The following is a 19,240-nucleotide window of genomic DNA, read 5'->3' as shown; positions in this document are numbered from 1 at the left end:
CGAGCCGGACGAGCCGGGGCGTGCCCTGCTCGTGGACGCTGCCCGCAGGCCCGAGTCTGCCGCTGCCGGCCGGGTCCAGCCTGCTCCTGTCAGGAGCAGGCTGGTTCAGGACAACCTGCCGGTCGCGGCACTAATTGCCGGCGAGGGCCCGGCCGGCGTCGCGGGCGGCGGCCCGGGCCTGGGTGTGCTGCTCCTCGGCGAGGTCCCGCAGGCTCTCCATGGCCGGGTTGGTGGCCGCGAGGGTCAACTCACGCTTGACGAGGGTGAGGTCGGCCTGCCAGATGTCGCCGACCACGCGCTCCAGGTACGGGGTGGAGTGGTCCCAGCCCTCGCGCGGGGTGCCGGGGCCGTAGCCGCCGCCGAGGGTGGTGACCAGAAGGGTGGGGGTGCCCTTCAGCAGCGGGGCGGTGGGACCAGCGCCGGCGATGACCAGATCGGCCCAGGTCTTGAAGTGCTGCGAGACGCCGTAGTTGTAGAGCGGCACGGCCAGGATCACGGTGTCCGCGTTCTCCAGTTCCCCGGCCAGCTCGGCGGCGAGGGCGAGCGCCTCGCGCTGTCCCGGGGTGTGGTCCGCCTCAGGGGTGAACCCGGCGGTGGTGGCGTGGGCCCAGGCGTCCGCGGGCAGCGGGTCGGTGCCCAGGTGGCGCCGGGTGATCGTGCCCTCGGGGTGCCCGGTGGTCCACTCGGCCTCGGCGAGGTCGGCGAGCTGGGCGCTGTGGGAGACACCGGGCAGGATGCTGGCGTCCAGGCGGAACAGGTTCATGTACGTGGCTCCTTGAGGCGGACGGTCCGCGGCTGCGGGCATGGCGGAGTACGGCGGCCCGGGTGTCGTCCGGCGCCGTGCGACACACGTCAGCATAAGCGGACTGCACCCCGTTTATATTTCAGGACGGTAGATTGGCCGTGTGAACCGGCCTGTAGTGCCCTTCGGGAAGCCGCGTGGGGAACGTGCCGACGCGGTGCGCAACCGCGAGCGCCTGCTGGAGACGGCGCGCGAGATGATCGCGGAGCACGGCGTGGAGAAGCTGACCATGGACGGCCTGGCCGAACGCGCCGGGCTGGGCAAGGGCACCGTCTTCCGCCGCTTCGGCACCCGCGCCGGAATCTTCCGCGCCCTGCTGGAGGACGACGAGCGGCGCTTCCAGGAGCAGGTGATGTCCGGCCCGCCGCCGCTCGGGCCGGGCGCCGACCCCAAGGACCGTCTGATCGCCTACGGCCGCGCCCGTATCCCCTTCCTCCTGCACCACCACGCCATGGCACGGGCGGCGATGGAGCGGGACGGGCCGGCGCCCGAGAGCGGGGTCAACCTGAGCCGGCTCCACATCCGTATGCTCCTCGGCCGGACCAGCGGGGACATGCCCGAGCTGGACAGCCTCACCCTCCAGCTCGCGGCGGCGCTGGAGGGCCCCCTCCTGCTCTACCTGTCCGCGGCCGCACCCACCGCGCCGCCGGACCCGGACACCGCCCGCCATCTCGTCAACAGCTGGCAGGCACTCATCGAATGCGTCACGGGACGACACCGCGCGAGCCCGACCCCGGATGAGCCCGACGCGGTGTCCGAGCCCTAGCTAGCAACTGCCGTTCGACACCTGCAGCCCCTTGCCCGCTCCGGCCGTCCGGCTCACGATGTTCGGCACGCAGGCCGTCGCGTCCAGGCTGTAGGAGTACGGAATGCTGACCGTCGTGTTGGACTGCGGGTTGGGCCCGGCGGGCTTGTTCTCGCTGCCGGGGGTGGACCAGGTGACGTTGTCGAACGTGTTGCCGGCGACCTGCCAGTAACCGACCGTGTCGGTGTAGAAGGTGCCCAGGACGTCCTTGGAGTCCTCGAAGTAGTTGTTGTCCACCTTGGCCCGGGCCCCGGCACGGGAGTTGATGCCGGAATCGTTGAGCCGCACGTAGTGGTTGTTGTACATGTGGGCCACACCGCCCCGCAGCAGGGGCGCACGGGAGTCGATGTTCTCGTACCGGTTGTGGTGGTACGAGATGAAGCCGTTCGAGAGCTCGGTCTCACTGGATCCGACGAGCCCGCCGCGGCCGGAGTTGCGCAGGATGCTGTAGGACAGGGTCACGTACTGGGTGTTGTCCTTCATGTCGAAGAGGCCGTCGAACCCCTCCGACTCCCCGCCCGACGCCTCCAGGGTGGTGTGGTCGACCCAGATGTTGCGGACGTTGCGCTCCATGCCGATGGCGTCACCCCCGTTGGACGTGGGCGAGCCGGACTTCTTGACGTTCCGCACGGTCACGTTCTGGATGATGATGTTCTTCGAGTCCCTGACGTGAATGCCGAGCTGGTCGAAGACGGCTCCGCCGCCGACCCCCAGGATCGTGACGTTGCTGATCTCCTTGAGTTCGATCACCCCGGCGGCGGTGTTGCAGCTGCTGCCCGACACCTTGCTGGTGTTGCCGTGGTTGATGGTCCCCTCGACCTCGATGGTGATCGGGGTGCTGCTGCTGGCCCGCCCGCACAGGGCCTGGTGGATCGCGGTGCCCGTGGTGGCCCGTACGGTCTGTCCGCCCGCCCCGCCGGTCGTCCCGCCGTTCTGGGTGGCGTATCCGGTGGCGCTGCCGACCGCGACCGCGTCCGTGGGCGTCGAGACCACCACACCGGTGGCGGCCGCGAGGGCCGCGGTGGCCAGCGCCGCGTAGAGGCGCAGTGAGACTGGTTTCTTCATGCTCGGCTCTCCTCGTTCGTCTTGGCGTACCGGGCACGGCGCACGACATGGAGCAGGGCCTGAACACGTGACACGCTCATGCCAAATCCACGTCGGGCGGGGCTGCCGGTCCTCTCCGGTCAAGCCCTGCCCGGCCCAGTTGCGGGATGCTCTTCTGCGGTGCGATCAAGCCGGCCGTTCAGCCACGGCCCGAACCTGCGCGACCCGCCTCCCGTCAGGGGAAGCCGTCGCCGCTGAAACCGTGCCGGACGGCGCGATGCGTCTTCGTCATGGCGTACGCCCTACGCTCCACGACGCGTCGGCGTCCTGGGCGCTGCCCCGTGCCGGATCGGTGGCGGCTCGTGCGTGAAGTCGCGGTGGTCCGCCGCGACTTGACTTTCACCGGAACGAGGATCACGAAGGGAGAAAGCGCTTTCCGGTGGTGAGGATAGGGCGACTTCCGCCGGGCTGGCAAGGTTCTGGACGCCCGCGAAATCAGGCCGCGGCACGGAGCGCGCCTCACCCGCCTGGCGATGCGCGGCGCAGGAGACGACAATGAGATTGGCCGGATGCGGACCACGTCCACTCCCTGCTGTTCCGAGCCCGCATTCGGGCGTCGACCGGTACGGCGGTACAGCAGACGAACTGCCATGGAGGCCGACCATGAGGGATTCGATGCTGAACCTGGCAGTGGACTACCCGCTGCTGAACCTGTTCTGGACCATGATGATGGTCCTTCTCTGCGTGCTCTGGTTCATGCTGCTCTTCCGCGTCATCGCCGACATCTTCCGGGACGACGAGCTGAGCGGCTGGGGCAAGTCGGGATGGACCGCCTTCGTCATCCTGCTGCCCTTCCTCGGCGTGTTCGTCTACATGATCGCCCGCGGGCGAGGGATGGGCGAACGTGAGATGAAGCTGGCCCGCCGGAACGAGGAGCAGTTCCGTTCCTACGTACGCCAGAGCGCCGGGGCCGGCAACCAGGCGGAGGAACTCTCCCGGCTCGCCGATCTCAAGAACCACGGTGAGATCACGGCAGAAGAGTTCGAACGGGCCAAGGCCAAGGTTCTCGCGGCTTGATCCGCCACCTCGCGTGAAGTGCGGCCCTTTCACCGGGGCGGAAGCGTGGTGACAGGAAGCGGCTCGGCTCACCCGTGCCAGGTGATGCCCTCCGGCCCGGCTCAGACCGAAGACGGCATCGCGGCATGTCAGCGCGGCAGGTCCAGCTCGGCCACGACCGTCTTTCCCACGGGAACACGGTCGAGGACATCCCACCGGTCGGCCAGCGCCTCCACGAGGAGCAGCCCTCGCCCGGTCTCCGCGAGCGGCCGGGGCTCGGGGCGGGGCGTGCCGGGGGCCGGCGGTCGGCGTTCACCCCGGGTGTCGGAGACCTCGATACGCAGGGTCCGGCGGAGGAGCTTGAGGGTGACCTCGAAGTCCCGGCCGGGAACGCGCCCGTGTGTGACGGCGTTGGCGCTCAGCTCGGCGACGAGCAGGGCGGCGATGTCGGACGCGTCGCTCCCGTGCGGCACGTCCCAGGCATCGAGCTGGTGCAGCGCGAGCCGACGGGCGAGCCGGGCTCCGCGCGGGGTGGAGCTGAACCGCTGGCTGAACACACGTACGGTGACGGGCTCTTGGGGGGTTGTGGGGGTGAACGGTGGTGTCATATGCCCAAAGTGACACCGGATCAGGGTGATTCACCAGAGCCATTCCGAGTACGCAGCGTCAGCGTACGAGCACATTCGGTGGACAGTACGCGTCACGGCGTGTAACGATCCCCGGGTCGGAAGCGGTTCGGCGGGCGGTGGCACGGGAGGTGTCCGGCGGTGGCCTACGAGAACACGGACGGCGGTACGGGAGCGGGTGGCTCGGAACCAGGCGCCTCGGACAGTCTGCGCACCTTCGGCGCGGTCGTCCAGGCATTACGGGAACACGCGGGCCTGAGCCGCGAGGAGTTCGGCGGCCTGGTCCGCTTCTCGAAGCACACGGTCGCCTCGGTCGAGCAGGGGCGCCGGATGCCGGACCGCGATTTCGTGGAGCGCGCGGAGGAGGCCCTCGGCAACACGGGAGCACTGCGGAAGGCCGCGCCGCATCTCTCCCGCCAGGCGGGACTGGCGAGCTGGTTCCGCCAGTGGGCCCGGCTGGAGGCGCAGGCCATGACCTTGTGGACCTACGAGTGCCGGGTGGTTCCCGGTCTGCTCCAGACCGAGCGGTACACGCGTGCCGTGACCGAGAGCGTGCCGCCCGTGAAGGACGAGGAGCAGGTGACCAAGCAGGTCACGGCTCGGCTGGAGCGCCAGCAACTGTTCGAGCGCAAGCCGCCGATCGCGTTCAGCTTCATCATCGAACAGGCGCTGGTCGAGCGCGGCACGGGCGGTCCTGACGTGACACGGGAGCTGCTCGACAGCCTCCTGGAGCGGTCGTCGCGGTTCAACATCGAGTTGCAGATCATGCCTCGCCACCAGCCCGACCACGCCGGGTTCGACGGACCGTTGATGCTCCTGGAGTCCCCGGACAACAAGTGGTTCGGCTATGCGGAGGGCCAGCGTGGCGGCATGCTGATCTCGGACCTGAAGGAGGTCAGCATCATGCTCCAGCGGTATGCGAAACTGCGCTCACAGGCTCTCACCTCCGAGGACTCCAGGAGCCTGCTGAAGCGACTGCGAGGAGCGCTATGAGCAGCATCGACGAACGGACTTGGTTCAAGAGCAGCTACAGCGGTTCCGACGGTGACGCCTGCGTCGAGGTGGCGAAGGGCACGCAGGCGATCCACGTCCGGGACTCCAAGGACCGGCGAAGCCCCGAACTCGCCCTCTCCCCCACCGCGTGGCACGACTTCATCTCCTGCTCCGCCCAAAACCGAGAAGCGACTTCCAGCACCTGACACACCCGCTGCACGCCCCAGGCGCGGTGGTGGTCCTCGATGAAACGGAAAAGGCTCCATCCGAGGGAGCTGTCGCGATCGCCCCGCCGGGGGATAAGTCCAGCGGGGCAACTTCAACCTGCGATCTGGCCCGATTACATGGCCCGCGCGAGGCGCGTTTTCTCCTCCAGCAGTGCTGCCGAGTCCCTGTCAGTCAGAGCAATCTCCTCCCCCGCCCGTTCCAGCATCACGAGAGAGGTGACCAACAGACCGCACGTGAGTTCGTGCAGCACTGGGTTCTGCGTCGTGGCGTAATGACGGTACAACCCTTCAACGAAGACCCGGAAAATTGCCGGCTGCACGTCACAGCCACCTCGGTCGTTCGGAGTCAAGCCAGACGGAAGTTCCAGGAACTCGGCCGCGCCGCAGGCAAGGGACTCGTACAGCCGGCCGCTGTAGTAACCCGCGTCCCAGATGGTTTCGCCGCCCGTTTCGAAGGGGTAACTCAATCTGCTATCTCCGGTCTGAGGTCGAGCCCGGGTGATCTTTCCTGAGCTTCTCGAACCTCGCTTCCAGCGCAGCCCGGAAACGCGGGTCCATCCCGGACTTCGTGAACCGGAATCCGATGGGGGCGTTCTCGTAGCCGGGAAGCAGCGATCGGCACTTCAGGTATTCCGCGAGCTTCTTGTTGGCTTTGCCATCGAGTCAATCACTGTCAGCGTAGATGGCGGTCTTGCTTTCCTACATCACACCCTTCCCAAAGTGGTCGATGTCGGTGATGCGGTTCCCAGTAACAGGGTCGTAGACATCGTGGTCCTTCAAACCTTCGAGACAGCCGTATGACAGTCCTGGACAGGCTCGCCGCGTCCGATGCCCCCTCGTGATGGAGTTGGTGGCCACGCACGACGTCCCGGCCCCGGTGATCGTTGAAGGAGCGTGGGACAACAAGCCCACGTGGGACAACTGGGCGAAGCGCCCGGCTCCCTTCGGCAACCGCCCGACCTGGGACGACTGAAACAAGAAAAAGGAGCCGTCCCGCCGTCCGTACCTCCTGGGGTGCCGACAGCCCCGGAGATCGAGTCACCGCGCTGAGAGGCTTTGATGGACACCCGCACGATCCGCCGCACAAACATCACTTTCCCCACCTTGGACGAGCCGGGCCTCTACCTCTCCAACGTCGCCTCGCTGGAGGGCGGCCGTGGCCGACTGGCGGATTTCCACTACACCGACGCCGACCTGAGGGACCTCAACCTGGCCGATACCCACCTGCTGAACGGGCGGATCACCGGCCTCAAGGTGCAGCGCACCCGGCTGGAGAAGCTCCGCGTCGACTCCGTGGAGTTCCTCGGCTGTGACCTGGCCTCCTTGCGGTGGACCGACAGCAAGGTCTCCCGGGCCGTCTTCCGCGACTGCAAGCTGATGGGCGCCGCGCTCGAAGACGCCACGCTCGACAACGTCCTGTTCGAGAACTGCAAGCTCGACTACAGCACCTTCACCCGTATCCGGGCCGCCGCGCCCGTGATCTTCTCCAAGTGTTCTCTGCGCGAGACCACCTTCTCCGCCGCCGACCTCGGCGCCGCTCTGATCGACGACTGCAACCTGCGGCTGACCGAGTTCGAGGGTGGGAAGTACCGCGGCCTGGACCTGCGGGGCAACGACCTCTCCCAGCTCCGCGGCCTCTCCTCGCTCAAGCAGATCGTCATCGACCAGGCCCAGACACTCCAGCTGGCCGAAGCCCTCACCTCGGAGCTGGATGTCACCTTCGGCGAAGACCGCGACGACACGTAGTCGGCTCGGCCGACCGCCGAACGCGTCGCGACCGGTCATCCGCAAGGCCCCACGCGTGAACCAACGAGTGCCGAGTGATTCCCGAACATTCCACCGGCGGAACCGCTCGGTGCGCCCGGTCCGGGAGAGTCGCTGGAGCGGCGCGATGGCCGGAAGAGACCCGTGGGTCGTGACTGATTGGTGGATCCTGCCTCAAAGACTGACCACAAATTCCACACACCCTCTCTTCATCCTGGCCCCGATGGTCTAGATTGACCGTGCTTCGGCCCTTCGGGCACGAGGTGACTGTTAATGATCTATAGGTCCGGCCGTACGGAAAGCCAGCAGTCACGCCCCGGCGCCAGGCGCCGGGTGTTCGGTTCCAGGAGCCCGGGAGGGCCTTGGGCGCGGGGAGCGCCCGGGGTATCGAAACGGGTTTCCGCGCACCTTGAGAGACCGGCAGGGCCTCCGGGTCCGTTGCCGTCAGGGCGGGTTGTTCACGTAGCTCAGGGCGGGTTGTTCACGTAGCTCTCGAACAGCCCGATTGTCGTGCGCCGGGGGGCGGGGGTCCCCGGGGGGAGGAACGGTGCGGGAGGTGGGGGCCTCCTGAGCTGAGCACAGTGTGAGGCGAACACGTCGAACCACTGGGGACCTTGGGGGGTTCTGTGCGTCAAGGGGGATTACTCAGCCCTTTTCCGTCAGCGCGCGGGCGTCTGGCGAACGGGGCGATGGGCCGGCCCGCGAGCGACTGGGAGCAGCGGTACCGACGTACCGTGATCGCCGGCGATACGATGGCCACCGCCTTCGTGGTGGCGGCGATCGGCAATTTCTTCGGGGCCCGGGACGCGGCCAACTGGCATGAGAAGTGGGGGATTCTCGCCTTCGGCACCGAGCTGCTGGTGCTGGGGGCGCTCGCGGTGGGCCGGTCGTGGGCTCCGGCCGTGCTCGGCCAGGGTGCCGAGGAATTCCGCCGGCTCGGACGCTCGCTGTTCGCGGCCACCGTCCTACTGGCGCTCGGCGGGATCGCCCTCACCTCGCGCAACATCAAGCTCTGGATCTTCGTGGCGATCCCCGCGATCGCGCTCGTCACCATGACCGTGCGGTATCTGCTGCGCCTCTGGCTGCACAGACAGCGGAAGGAAGGGCGGTGTCTGAGACCGGTGCTCGCCGCCGGGAGCCCGGACACCGTACGCGATCTGATCACCCGGACCCGCAAGTTCCCGCACCTCGGCTGGCGGGTGGACGCGGTGTGCACGACGGACGGCTTCGGGCCCGACGCCGGACAGCTGGACGGTGTGCCGATCGTCGGCCGGCCGGCGGATGTCGCGGGCCATGTCCGCCGCGACGGCTACCGGGTCGTCGCGATCACACCGGACCCGCACTGGTCACCGGACCGGCTGCAGCGGCTGGCCTGGAACCTCGAAGGCAGCGACGCCGAGATGGTCGTGGCCCCCGTGCTGATGGAGGTGGCCGGCCCGCGGCTGCACATCGACGCGGTGCTCGGGATCCCGCTGCTGCGGGTCAGCATGCCGGCCTTCACCGGGGGCCGCCGGGCGGTCAAGGAGGTCGTCGACCGGCTGGGCGCGGCGGTCCTGCTGGTGGTGTTCGCGCCGCTGATGGCCTCCGTCGGGCTGCTCGTGCTGGCGGACAGCCGGGGCGGGGCGTTCTACCGCCAGCGCAGGGTCGGCAAGGACGGCCGCGAATTCACCATGCTCAAGTTCCGCACCATGGTCGCCGGGGCCGACCGGGCACGTGCCGGGCTGGCCGACCACAACGAGGGCGCCGGCCTGCTGTTCAAGCTCCGCCGGGATCCGCGGGTGACCCGGGTGGGAGCGGTGCTGCGCCGGTACTCGGTCGACGAGCTCCCGCAGCTCTTCAACGTGCTCACCGGCTCGATGTCGCTCGTCGGGCCGCGGCCTCCGCTGCCGGAGGAGTCCGCCGCGTACGGCCCGGACATCCGGCGGCGGCTGCTGGTCAAGCCCGGACTCACCGGCCTGTGGCAGATCAGCGGACGCAGCGACCTGTCGTGGGAGGAGACGGTCCGGCTGGACCTGCGGTACGTGGAGGACTGGTCGCTCGCCCTGGACACAGTGATCTTGTGGAAGACCCTGCGTGCCGTGGTCTACGGGCAGGGGGCCTACTGATGCGCGGGGGGCCGCGACCCGATGGTCCCGCCGGCGCGCGGACCGCGGGCCGGGGATGCCCGCCCGGGGGGGAGGAACGCGTCATGAGAGTCAGTGTTTTCGGGCTCGGTTACGTGGGCTGTGTGTCGGCCGCGTGCCTGGCCGGCATGGGGCACGAGGTCGTCGGGGTGGACGTGAACCAGGTGAAGGTCGACCTGGTCAACGACGGCAAGGCCCCGGTGGTCGAGGAGCGGATCGGCGAGCTGATCGCCGAGGGCGTGCGGACCGGGGCCTTACGCGCCACCGGCGACGTCCGCGAGGCGATCGCGGACAGCGAGGTGTCGCTGGTCTGCGTGGGCACACCGTCGGAGCCCAACGGCAGCCTGTGCACCACGTACTTGGAGCGGGTCACCGAGGAGATCGGCGCCGCGCTGGCCGAGGGGGCCAAGCAAGGGGGCCGGCACACCGTGGTGTTCCGCAGCACCATGCTCCCGGGCACCTGTCTGAACCTGCTGCTGCCGATCCTGGAGAAGTACGTCGGCGGCACGGCCGAGGTGGACATCGGGGTCGCGGTCAACCCGGAGTTCCTGCGCGAGGGCACGAGCGTGCGGGACTTCTTCGACCCGCCCAAGACCGTCATCGGCGAACTCGACCCGGCGAGCGGCGACGTGGTGGCCGCGCTGTACGAGGGCCTGCCCGGCGAGGTGTTCCGGGTGCCGGTCCCGACGGCCGAGGCGATCAAGTACGCGGACAACGCGTTCCACGGCCTCAAGATCGGCTTCGCCAATGAGCTGGGCGCGGTGTGCCAGGCGCTCGGGGTGGACTCGCACCAGGTGATGGACGTCTTCCTGGCCGACCGCAAGCTGAACATCAGCCCCGCCTATCTGCGGCCCGGCTTCGCCTTCGGTGGCTCCTGCCTGCCCAAGGACCTGCGCAGCCTGGTCCACGCGGCGCGGCGCGCCGATGTCTCGGTGCCCATCCTCGCCCATGTGCTGCCCTCCAACTCCGACCATCTGCAGCGCGCGGTGGAGCTGGTCGAGCGCACCGGCAAGCGCCGGGCGGGACTGTTCGGGCTGTCCTTCAAACCCGGCACCGACGACCTCCGCGAGAGTCCGCTCGTCGAACTGGCGGAGCGGCTCTTCGGCAAGGGGTACGACCTGCGGATCTACGACGCCAACGTGAGCCTGTCCCGGCTGCTCGGCGCGAACCGCGAGTACATCGAGACCCGGCTGCCGCACCTCGCGCAGCTGCTCGCGGACTCCGTCGAGGAGGTGCTGGAGCATGCCGAGGTGTGCCTGGTCGGGACCAAGGATCCGGCCGTGCTGTCGGCGCTTCCCCATGGCGAGGGACCCGTGATCGTCGACCTCGTCCGCCTTCCCGACGCCGAGGCGCGCCGGGCCGAGCCGGGGTACGTGGGCCTTGCCTGGTGACGCGAGCGGCGGCGGCCGGCCGGGCCGGCGCGCGCTGATCCTGGTGGAGAACCTGTCCGTGCCGTTCGACCGGCGGGTGTGGCAGGAGTGCACGACGCTGCGCGACGCGGGCTGGACGGTGCACGTCATCTGTCCGCGGGGCAGCAAGCGGGACACGGAGGCGGAGGCGGAGATCGACGGGGTGCGGATCCACCGCTACCCGTTGCGCGCGGCCACCGGGGGGCCGGCCGGCTACCTGCGGGAGTACGGAGCGGCGCTGTGGCACACCGTACGGCTGGCCCGGAAGGTCGGCCCGGTCGACGTGGTCCACGCCTGCAACCCGCCCGACCTGCTGTTCCTGCCGGCCCTGTGGCTGAAGCGGCGCGGCGCGCGGTTCGTCTTCGACCAGCACGACCTGGTGCCCGAGCTGTACCTCTCCCGGTTCGGCCGCGGCGAGGACCTGCTCCACCGCGCCGTGTCCGCGCTGGAACGGCTGACGTACCGGGCCGCGGACATCGTGCTCGCCACGAACGAGAGCTACCGGGACGTCGCGATGGGCCGGGGCGGGCGGCGGCCGGAGGATGTCTTCGTGGTGCGCAGCGCGCCCGACACCGACCGGTTCCGCCCCGTACCGCCCGAGCCGGAGCTGAAGCGGGGCAAGCCTCATCTGCTGTGCTACCTCGGTGTCATGGGCCCGCAGGACGGCGTCGACTACGCGTTGCGGGCCCTCGCGAAGCTCCGTGACGAGCTGGGGCGGACGGACTGGCACGCGGTGTTCGTCGGGGGCGGCGACACGTTCGACGCGATGGTGGAGCTGTCCCGGCGGCTCGGGCTCGCGGAGCAGGTGCAGTTCACCGGGCGCGTTCCGGACGCCGAGCTGGTGCGCTACCTGTCCACGGCGGACGTGTGCCTCTCCCCCGACCCGTGCAACCCGCTCAACGACGTGTCGACGATGAACAAGGTTCTGGAGTACATGGTGATGGGCCGGCCGATCGTCTCGTTCGACCTCCGGGAGGCGCGCGTCTCCGCCGGTGACGCCGCCGTCTACGCGTCCGCCGACGACGAGGCCGAGTTCGCCGCGCTCATCGCGCTGCTGCTGGACGATCCGGAGCGGCGGGCCCGGATGGGCAAGATCGGCCAGGAGCGGATCGGCGGGGCGCTCTCCTGGCGGAACTCCCAGCGGGCACTGCTCGCCGCCTACGCCGCCGCCTGCCGTGACCACGCTCCGGCGTCGGCGGGCGGGCCGGACCGGGCGGGGAAGAGGCCGCGCCGTTGAGCGACGACACGATACGGCTGGCCACGATCGGGCGGATCGTCCGCCGGCGCCGGCGGCTTCTCGCCCTCCTCGCCGTGGCGGGCGCGCTCGTCGGGTTCGCCGCCTCCGTGCTGTTTCCGCCGCGGTACACGACCTCGGCGTCGGTCCTGCTGCCGGGGGCGTGGGAGGAGCGCGAGCTGCTGACCCAGGCGGAGATCGCGACCAGTTCGGTGGTGATCGACCGGGCGGCCGCCGCGCTCGGCCGGCCCGGGGCCGAGGGCGGCGGCGAGCTGCGGGACCGGGTGAGCGCCGAGGCCGCCGACGGGAACATCATCAGGATCTCGGGCACGGCCGACACCCCGGAGCGCGCCCAGCGGCTCGCCGACGAGGTGGCCCGGCAGTTCGTCGCGTTCGCCGCGCGGATCGCGGGCGACAGCACCGACCCCGAGGCGGCGGCGCGCCCCGAGGCACTGCGGGAGATGGTGACGCGGACCAGCCGCCGCATCACCGAGCTGGCCGACGCGGCCGACCCGGGGCGGACCGTGGAGAGCGTGCAAACCCGCACCGAGCTGGCGAAGCTGCGCACCGCGCTGCAGGAGGCCGTCAACAAGCTGGACCAGGCCGACCCGGCCGCCGGTCAGGCCGGCATGGTCGTCATGGGCCCGGCGGCCCGGCCGGCCGGCGCGGCACCGCCGACGAGGGCGCAGCTCATCGGCGGCGGGGCGCTGCTGTTCTTCCTGCTCGCGGTCGTCGGCCATCTCACCGCGGCGCGGATGAGCCGCCGGCCGCGCACCGGACCGGAGATCGCGGCGGCGCTGGGCTCGGCGCTGCTGGGCACCGTCGACGTACCGGGTGAACGGCGCACGCACCGGCCGGAGGGCCGTGGCCCGCGGACCACGGTCCGCCGGCTGCTGGGCGCCGACGTCCGGTGGGACGTACCGGCCCCGCCGGCGTCCGGCGACGAGGCCGGCCGGCGGACCCGCTACCGGCGGGTGTGCGCCCGCCTCCGGGACCGGCTGCCGGGCCCCCGGCGGCTGCTGGTCGTCGTCCCGGACGGCGACGAGACCGCCCGCCGGGCCGCCGGGCGGCTCGCCGCCGAGGCCGGGAGCGATCTGCTGCCGCGGGTGGTGGGGGTCCCGGTGGCCCGGCCGATGGTGCCGGACCGCGACGACGAGTCCGGCGCCCTGGTCGTGCTCAGCGCGGGCAACTGGACCACAGGGGAGCTGACCGGCCTCGCCGAGGCGTGTGCGGACGCCGGGCACGAGGTCGTCGGCGTCGTCGTCGCCGGGACGGTACGGGACCGTCCGACGCGCGCCGCCGCCCGTCCCCGGGGCGCCGCCACGCCGGCGCTCGCGGTGGGCGCCGACGCGACGGGAGGTCCGGGGTGATGGCGCGTACGACTCCGGAGCCGCCGGCCGCCGCTCCGCTGCTGGACCTTCAGTCGCTGGTGGTGTCGGTACGCAGGCGGCGCCGCCTCTGGTGCTCCCTGGCGCTGCTGGGGCTGCTCGCCGGGGCGGCGGTGGCGGTCCTGATGCCGCAGCCGCCGACCGCGGTGACCACGGTGCTCGTCCTTCACCAGGAGGACCAGCCGAACGACCCCGGAACGCTGATCCGCACCGACGCCGCACTGCTGCAGACCACGCTGATCGCCGGTCAGGCCCTGCGGTCCCTCGGGTCCCCGGAGAGACCGGAGGACTTCATGGCGGAGTACGGGGGTGTCGGCCTGACCAACAACCTGCTCCGGATCACGGTGACGGGTGACAGCGACGCGGCGGCGGTGGCCCGCGCCGGGGCGCTGGCCGAGGCGTTCGTCGCGGACCATGTGCGGCGGATACGGCAGGCCGCGAACGCCGAGGCCAAGGGGCTGCTCGACCAGCGTGACCGGATGCGGGAGGAACTCGCCCAGGTCAACAGGGCGATCGGGGACGGACCGCAGCAGAGCGGGCCGCAGGCCTCGGCGGCCATGGAGTCGCTCTTCGCCCGGCGGGCCGAACTCACCTCGCGGATCACCGATTTCGGCCGACGGGCCTCGGAGGCGGGCATCGGCACGCCCCGGATCGTCGCCGGCACACAGATCGTCGACGCCCCGCGCGCGGTGCGGCACTCCCTGCCGCGGACCGCCGCCACCGACGCCGGGATCGGGTTCGTCCTCGGGCTCGTCCTCGGGCTGTCGGTGGCCGCGGTCTCCACGGTGGTGGCGGACCGCCCCGTACTGCGCCGGGAGATCGCGGCGCACCTCGGCGCCTCGGTCATCGCGGAACTGCCCGGCCGGCCGGCCGGGCGGTGGCGGCGCCGGCGGACCCGGGCGGCCCACGAACGGCTCGTCACGTCCCTGGCGCGCACCGTGCGCGGCTCCGACCGGCCGGTGTCGCTCCTGGAACTGGGGTGTGCGCGCGGCGCGAGCGCGATCGCCCTGGATCTCGCCCGGGCACTGGCGGCGGAGGGGCCGGTGGTCGTCGTCGACGGTCTGCCCGGATCCCGGCTCGCCGGCCGCCGCCCGAAGCCGGGGGACCCGGCCGTGGTCAGCGGCGAGGAGGCCGCGACCGGGTCGCGTCAGGAGCGCCGGCTCGGCGTCGGCTCGGTGGCGCCCGGCACGGCGTGGAACGACCTCCGGCACCTCGGCACCCGGACCGTGCTCGTCGTACGGGCCGGGCACGGCAGCGCCGCGTGGCTGCACACCGTGGCGCGGCACCTCGCGGACCAGCGCGTCCCGGTGATCGGTGTGGTGCTGATCGACCCCGATCCGCGTGACCGGACCGACGGCACGCTGTGGAACGGGCCGGGCACCGCGGCGCCCGGCCGGGGCGAGCGTCCGGCCGGGCGGAACGGGACGGAACGAGGGCGGACGGAGCGGCTGCCGAGCTGGGCGGCACGGGTCCCGGACAGCGACCAGGAGGCACGGTAGGACATGTGTGGCATCGCAGGCACGTACCGATGGCCGGACGGGAAGGCCGTGACCGACCGGCTCACCGATGTCCTCGCCCATCGCGGTCCGGACGGGGCGGGCCGCTACAGCCACCCCGCCGGTGACGGCGAGGTGCACCTCGGACACCGCCGGCTGGCCGTCATCGACCTGTCCGGGACCGGCGCCCAGCCGATGGTCTCGGGCGGCCTCGTCCTGACGTACAACGGCGAGCTGTACAACGCGCCCGAGCTGCGCGCCGAGCTGGCGGCCGCCGGGGTGCGCTTCCGCGGCACCTCCGACACCGAGGTGCTGCTGGAGGCCTGGCGGCGCTGGGGCACGGACTGCCTGCCCCGGCTGCGCGGCATGTTCGCGTTCGGGATCTTCGACGAGCGGACCGGCGAGCTGGTGCTCGCCCGCGACCAGCTCGGCATCAAGCCGCTGTTCCTGCTCCGGCGCGGTGAGGGGCTGGTGTTCGCCTCCGAGCTCAAGGCGCTGGCCGCCGTGAGCGGCGGGTCGCTCCAGGTGGACCACGCGGCGCTGGTGGCCTCGCTGCTGTACTACTGGGTGCCGGACTCGCGGTGCGCGTTCCGCGAGGCGGAGAAGCTGCCGCCGGGGAGCTGGCTGCGGTGCCGGCCCGACGGCCGGGTGGAGCGCGGCCGGTTCTGGCACCTCCGGGAGGTCGCCGCCGAGGCCCGGGAGCGGGCCCGGGACGGCGAGCTGCCGGATCTCGCCGCCGTCGTCGAGGAGTCGACCCGGCGTCACCTGCTCTCCGACGTCCCCGTGGCGACCTTCCTCTCCGGCGGGCTGGACTCCAGCTATCTGACCGCGCTGGCGGCCCGGGACCACCCCGGGATCTCCGCCTACACCATCGGGTTCCGCGCCGAGGACGCCCGGTTCGAGGCGATGCCGGACGACCTGCGGTACGCCCGTCAGGTGGCCGAGCGGTTCGGCGTCGATCTGCACGAGATCGAGATCGCCCCGAACGTGCTCGACCTGCTGCCGCGGATGACGTACCACCTGGACGAGCCGATCGGCGACCCCGCCGCGATCAACACGTTCCTGATCTGTTCGGCCGCCCGGGAGGCCGGGGTCAAGGTGATGCTCTCCGGGATGGGCGCCGACGAGCTGTTCGCCGGGTACCGCAAGCACTTGGCCAACCTGCTCGCGCTGCGCTACCAGCGCGTCCCGGGGCCCCTGCGGCGCGGCCTGTCCGCGGCCGTGGACCGGCTCCCGGTCGCCACGGCCCGCCGGGGATACCGGTCGGTGCGCTTCGCGAAGCGGTTCCTCTCCTTCGCCGATCTGCCGGAGGAGACCGCGTTCCGGCGCAGCTACACCCTGTACGACCGGGACGAGCTGCTCGCCCTGGTCGATCCGGACCTGGCCGGCACGGTCGACGACGTACTGGCCGAACACGCGGACGTCTACCAGGACAACGACCTCGACGACTTCGTCAACCGCATGTGCCTGGGCGACACCCGGATGTTCCTGCCGGGCCTCAACCTCGCGTACACGGACCGTTCGAGCATGGCCGCCTCGACGGAGGTGCGGGTGCCGTACGTGGATGTCGAGGTGGTGAAGGCGGCGTTCGCGGTGCCCGGTGACCGCAAGATCGTCGGGCGGCAGGGCAAGGCGGTCCTCAAGGAGGCGGCCGGCTCCGTCCTGCCCCGGGAGATCGTGTACCGGCCCAAGGGCCTGTTCAGCGCCCCGCTGCGGGCCTGGATGAGCCGGGATCTGGCACCGCTGGTGCGCGAGGTCGTGCACGACGGGGAGCTGGTCCGTTCCGGGCTCCTGCGCCGTGACGCGCTGGCGCGGATGGTCGCCGAGGACGCCGCCGGGCACCGGGACTTCTCGAAGCACCTGTGGCACGTACTGACCCTTGAGTACTGGTATCGCGGCGCGACCTCCGGGGCCGGCCAGGACCCTCCCCCGACGGCGTAGCGATCCCTTGACGACCGGCGATCTCCCTTGACGACCGGCGATTTCCCTTACATGGCGATCTCCCTTGCGTAGCGATCTCCCTTGACGGCGTAGAGACAAGAGGACTTCGGTGAAACAGGTTGTGCAGAACTACAAGAGCGGCGAGCTGGCGCTGCTGGACGTGCCGGTGCCGGGGTGCAAGCCGGGCGGTGTCCTGGTGCGGAGCGCCTACTCGCTGATCTCCACCGGGACCGAGCTGATGAAGGTGTCCGAGGCCGGCATGTCGATGCTGGGCAAGGCCCGCTCCCGGCCGGACCAGGTGGCCAAGGTCGTGCAGAGCGTGGCCACCAACGGGGTGCCCGCCACCTACCGCAAGGTGATGGGCAAGCTGGACTCCTACACGCCGCTGGGCTATTCGCTGTGCGGGGTGGTCGAGCAGGTCGGCGCGGGGATCGACGACGTGAAGGCCGGCGACCTGGTGGCCTGCGCCGGCAACGAGCACGCGCTGCACGCCGAGCTGAACTGGGTGCCGAAGAACCTCTACGCCCGGGTGCCGGACGGTCTCGCGCCGCGGCACGCGGCCTTCGGCACCGTCGGGTCGATCGCGCTGCAGGGCGTCCGCCGCGGTGAACCGCAGCTCGGCGAGGTGGCGCTGGTCATCGGGTTGGGCCTGATCGGGCAGTTGGTGGTGCAGCTGCTGGCCGCCTCGGGGGTCCGGGTCGTCGGGGCCGACCCGGACCCGGTGCGCTGCGAGCTGGCCGAGCGGCTGGGCGCGGCTGCCTGCGGCGATCCCGCCTCCGCGGTCGTGGCGAACGCCGTCGCCGAACTCAGTGGCGGTCACGGCGTGGACCAGGTGTATCTGGCCGCGGGCGGCGGCAGCAACCAGCCCGTCGAGCTGGCCGCGCGGCTGAGCCGGGACCGCGGCCGGGTCGTCGACATCGGCAAGTGCCGTCTGGACCTGCCGTGGAACGCGTACTACGAGAAGGAGCTGGACGTCCGGTTCTCCCGCAGTTACGGTCCCGGGCGCTACGACCCGGAGTACGAGCTGGAGGGGCGGGACTACCCGATCGGCTACGTGCGCTGGACCGAGCGCCGCAACCTGGCGTGCTTCCTCGATCTCGTCGCCCGTGGCCGGGTCGACGTGGAGCCGCTGATCTCCCGCACGGCCGACTTCGACGACGCGGTCGAGACGTACCGGGGGCTGCGGGACGGCGAACTGAAGGCCGTGGCGGTGCTGTTCCGCTACCCCGAGCAGAAAGAGGAGGCCGCGGAGGCGGCGGCCCCGGCGGTGACGGTGCCCGCGGTGCGGCGCGGTGGCGGGGTGTCCGCCCCGGCCCGGTCCGCGAAGGCGCCGGTGCGGCTGGCGTTCGTCGGCGCGGGAAACTACGCGACGTCGATGCTGCTGCCGCACCTGGCCCGGCGCGACGGCGTCGAGCTGGCCACGGTCGTCACCACGACGGCGCTCTCCGGGGCCAACGCCCAGCGGAAGTTCGGCTTCGCCGGGGCCACCACCGATCTCGACGCCGTGCTCGGCGACCCGTCCGTCGACGCGGTGTTCGTGGTCACCCGCCACAGCTCGCACGCCGAACTGACCCGGAGGGCGCTGCTGGCCGGGAAGGCGGTGTTCGTGGAGAAGCCGCTGGCGCTCACCGAGGACGAGCTGGCGGGCGTGGTCGCGGCGGTGGAGGAGTCCGGCAACGACCGGCTGCAGGTGGGCTTCAACCGCCGGTTCGCGCCGCTGCTGCGGGAGGCCAGGCAGCGGTTCGGCGCCCGGACCGGTCCGGCGAGCCTCCGCTACCTGGTCAACGCGGGCCGGCTGGAGCACGGCAGCTGGTACCTGCGGGGCGCCACCGAGGGCTCGCGGTTCGCCGGCGAGGGTGGGCACTTCATCGACACGGCGAGCTGGCTGCTGGCGGCCGACCCGGTCTCGGTGTACGCGCTCACCACACCCGGCGACGAGGACCTCCAGGTCGTGCTGGGCTACCCGGGCGGGTCCACCGCCACCATCAGTTACGTCACCACCGGCCCGGCCGGCTTCCCCAAGGAGACGCTGGACCTGGTCGCGGACGGCCGGGCGCTGCGGCTCGACGACTTCGTCCGGGCCACCGTCCACGACGGCCGCGGCAGGCCGTGGGTCAGCTCCCGGCTGCCGAAGGCCCGGGACAAGGGCCAGTCCGCCGAACTGGCCGCGTTCGTCAAGGCCGTACGGACCGGCGGGCCGATGCCGGTGCCGCTGGAGTCGCTGGTCGCCACCACGGCGGCCACCCTCGCCGTACGGGCCGCGCTGGCCGGCGGCGCGCCGGTGACCCTGGCGAGGGCGCTGTGACGGTGCGCGCGGGGAGTCCGGGCTGGT

Annotated in this window: 17 protein-coding genes and 1 pseudogene; 14 read left to right on the top strand and 4 right to left on the bottom strand. The window is 71.3% G+C overall.

Features of this window, described 5'->3' with window-relative positions; all coding sequences use genetic code 11:
- Window positions 1-130: 130 nt before the first annotated feature.
- Window positions 131-763 (bottom strand): FMN-dependent NADH-azoreductase, encoded by a 633-nt coding sequence (locus tag ACFXKG_RS22505; RefSeq protein WP_384841782.1) that lies wholly within the window; start codon window positions 761-763, stop codon window positions 131-133.
- A gap of 142 nt (window positions 764-905) precedes the next feature.
- Here ACFXKG_RS22505 and ACFXKG_RS22500 point away from each other — a divergent pair, with 142 nt between their 5' ends.
- Window positions 906-1,568 carry a TetR/AcrR family transcriptional regulator gene (locus ACFXKG_RS22500; protein WP_384841779.1) on the top strand — a complete coding sequence of 221 codons (663 nt, stop codon included), beginning with the start codon at window positions 906-908 and terminating at the stop codon, window positions 1,566-1,568.
- A 3-nt stretch (window positions 1,569-1,571) separates the two neighbouring features.
- Here the strand turns inward: ACFXKG_RS22500 and ACFXKG_RS22495 are convergent.
- Window positions 1,572-2,672, bottom strand: a pseudogene (locus tag ACFXKG_RS22495) (polysaccharide lyase family 1 protein); the annotation flags it as partial.
- Window positions 2,673-3,314: 642 nt separating this feature from the next.
- Here ACFXKG_RS22495 and ACFXKG_RS22490 point away from each other — a divergent pair.
- Entirely contained in the window at window positions 3,315-3,728 is a 414-nt protein-coding gene (locus ACFXKG_RS22490; RefSeq protein WP_384841776.1) for an SHOCT domain-containing protein, read from the top strand.
- A 128-nt stretch (window positions 3,729-3,856) separates the two neighbouring features.
- Here ACFXKG_RS22490 and ACFXKG_RS22485 read toward each other — a convergent pair whose 3' ends face one another.
- Entirely contained in the window at window positions 3,857-4,315 is a 459-nt protein-coding gene (locus tag ACFXKG_RS22485) for an ATP-binding protein (RefSeq protein ID WP_384841773.1), read from the bottom strand.
- Between the two features lie 159 nt (window positions 4,316-4,474).
- On the opposite strand from ACFXKG_RS22485, the gene ACFXKG_RS22480 reads away from it, so the two are divergent.
- Entirely contained in the window at window positions 4,475-5,326 is an 852-nt protein-coding gene (locus ACFXKG_RS22480; protein WP_384841769.1) for a helix-turn-helix domain-containing protein, read from the top strand.
- Complete coding sequence (locus ACFXKG_RS22475; RefSeq protein WP_384841766.1) at window positions 5,323-5,532, top strand: DUF397 domain-containing protein; 210 nt, start codon at window positions 5,323-5,325, stop codon at window positions 5,530-5,532. The genes ACFXKG_RS22480 and ACFXKG_RS22475 overlap by 4 nt, the downstream gene beginning before the upstream one ends.
- Window positions 5,533-5,666: 134 nt before the next feature.
- On the opposite strand, the gene ACFXKG_RS22470 is transcribed toward ACFXKG_RS22475, so the two are convergent.
- Window positions 5,667-6,020, bottom strand: a complete 354-nt coding sequence (locus tag ACFXKG_RS22470) for a DUF6086 family protein (RefSeq protein WP_384841763.1) — start codon at window positions 6,018-6,020, stop codon at window positions 5,667-5,669.
- Window positions 6,021-6,051: 31 nt separating this feature from the next.
- Here ACFXKG_RS22470 and ACFXKG_RS22465 point away from each other — a divergent pair, with 31 nt between their 5' ends.
- From ACFXKG_RS22465 to ACFXKG_RS22420, 10 genes are all read left to right on the top strand, one after another.
- Window positions 6,052-6,354, top strand: a complete 303-nt coding sequence (locus ACFXKG_RS22465; RefSeq protein WP_384841760.1) for a hypothetical protein — start codon at window positions 6,052-6,054, stop codon at window positions 6,352-6,354.
- Between the two features lie 40 nt (window positions 6,355-6,394).
- On the top strand, window positions 6,395-6,526 hold the full coding sequence (gene amcA, locus ACFXKG_RS22460; RefSeq protein WP_384841968.1) for a multiple cyclophane-containing RiPP AmcA: 132 nt from the start codon (window positions 6,395-6,397) through the stop codon (window positions 6,524-6,526).
- Window positions 6,527-6,657: 131 nt separating this feature from the next.
- Entirely contained in the window at window positions 6,658-7,299 is a 642-nt protein-coding gene (locus ACFXKG_RS22455) for a pentapeptide repeat-containing protein (protein ID WP_384841756.1), read from the top strand.
- A 644-nt stretch (window positions 7,300-7,943) separates the two neighbouring features.
- A complete protein-coding gene (locus ACFXKG_RS22450; RefSeq protein ID WP_384841753.1) occupies window positions 7,944-9,422 on the top strand; it encodes a sugar transferase in 1,479 nt (492 codons plus the stop codon).
- An 83-nt stretch (window positions 9,423-9,505) separates the two neighbouring features.
- Entirely contained in the window at window positions 9,506-10,831 is a 1,326-nt protein-coding gene (locus ACFXKG_RS22445; protein WP_384841750.1) for a nucleotide sugar dehydrogenase, read from the top strand.
- On the top strand, window positions 10,821-12,086 hold the full coding sequence (locus tag ACFXKG_RS22440) for a glycosyltransferase family 4 protein (RefSeq protein WP_384841747.1): 1,266 nt from the start codon (window positions 10,821-10,823) through the stop codon (window positions 12,084-12,086). Before ACFXKG_RS22445 ends, ACFXKG_RS22440 begins: the two co-directional genes overlap by 11 nt.
- A complete protein-coding gene (locus ACFXKG_RS22435) occupies window positions 12,083-13,453 on the top strand; it encodes a Wzz/FepE/Etk N-terminal domain-containing protein (protein ID WP_384841744.1) in 1,371 nt (456 codons plus the stop codon). Before ACFXKG_RS22440 ends, ACFXKG_RS22435 begins: the two co-directional genes overlap by 4 nt.
- Window positions 13,453-14,970, top strand: coding sequence for a Wzz/FepE/Etk N-terminal domain-containing protein (locus tag ACFXKG_RS22430; RefSeq protein WP_384841741.1), 1,518 nt, complete (start codon window positions 13,453-13,455; stop codon window positions 14,968-14,970). The genes ACFXKG_RS22435 and ACFXKG_RS22430 overlap by 1 nt, the downstream gene beginning before the upstream one ends.
- Window positions 14,971-14,973: 3 nt before the next feature.
- Window positions 14,974-16,908 (top strand): asparagine synthase (glutamine-hydrolyzing), encoded by a 1,935-nt coding sequence (asnB, locus tag ACFXKG_RS22425; RefSeq protein ID WP_384841738.1) that lies wholly within the window; start codon window positions 14,974-14,976, stop codon window positions 16,906-16,908.
- A 109-nt stretch (window positions 16,909-17,017) separates the two neighbouring features.
- The gene (locus tag ACFXKG_RS22420; protein ID WP_384841735.1) at window positions 17,018-19,213 is read left to right on the top strand and encodes a bi-domain-containing oxidoreductase; all 2,196 of its coding nucleotides are present in this window, start codon (window positions 17,018-17,020) and stop codon (window positions 19,211-19,213) included.
- Window positions 19,214-19,240: the final 27 nt, after the last annotated feature.

Source organism: Streptomyces sp. NPDC059255, from assembly GCF_042752355.1.
Taxonomy (GTDB): domain Bacteria; phylum Actinomycetota; class Actinomycetes; order Streptomycetales; family Streptomycetaceae; genus Streptomyces.
Note: the sequence above shows the minus strand (reverse complement) of the source record. Positions and strands in the feature narration are given on the sequence as shown.

Bases quoted from the DNA above. Each gene is read 5' to 3' on its own strand.
- ACFXKG_RS22505 (WP_384841782.1), bottom strand. From the start codon at position 763: ATGAACCTGTTCCGCCTGGACGCCAGCATCCTGCCCGGTGTCTCCCAC.
- ACFXKG_RS22490 (WP_384841776.1), top strand. From the start codon at position 3,315: ATGAGGGATTCGATGCTGAACCTGGCAGTGGACTACCCGCTGCTGAAC.
- ACFXKG_RS22485 (WP_384841773.1), bottom strand. From the start codon at position 4,315: ATGACACCACCGTTCACCCCCACAACCCCCCAAGAGCCCGTCACCGTA.
- ACFXKG_RS22475 (WP_384841766.1), top strand. From the start codon at position 5,323: ATGAGCAGCATCGACGAACGGACTTGGTTCAAGAGCAGCTACAGCGGT.
- amcA (WP_384841968.1), top strand. From the start codon at position 6,395: ATGGAGTTGGTGGCCACGCACGACGTCCCGGCCCCGGTGATCGTTGAA.
- ACFXKG_RS22445 (WP_384841750.1), top strand. From the start codon at position 9,506: ATGAGAGTCAGTGTTTTCGGGCTCGGTTACGTGGGCTGTGTGTCGGCC.
- ACFXKG_RS22430 (WP_384841741.1), top strand. From the start codon at position 13,453: ATGGCGCGTACGACTCCGGAGCCGCCGGCCGCCGCTCCGCTGCTGGAC.
- asnB (WP_384841738.1), top strand. From the start codon at position 14,974: ATGTGTGGCATCGCAGGCACGTACCGATGGCCGGACGGGAAGGCCGTG.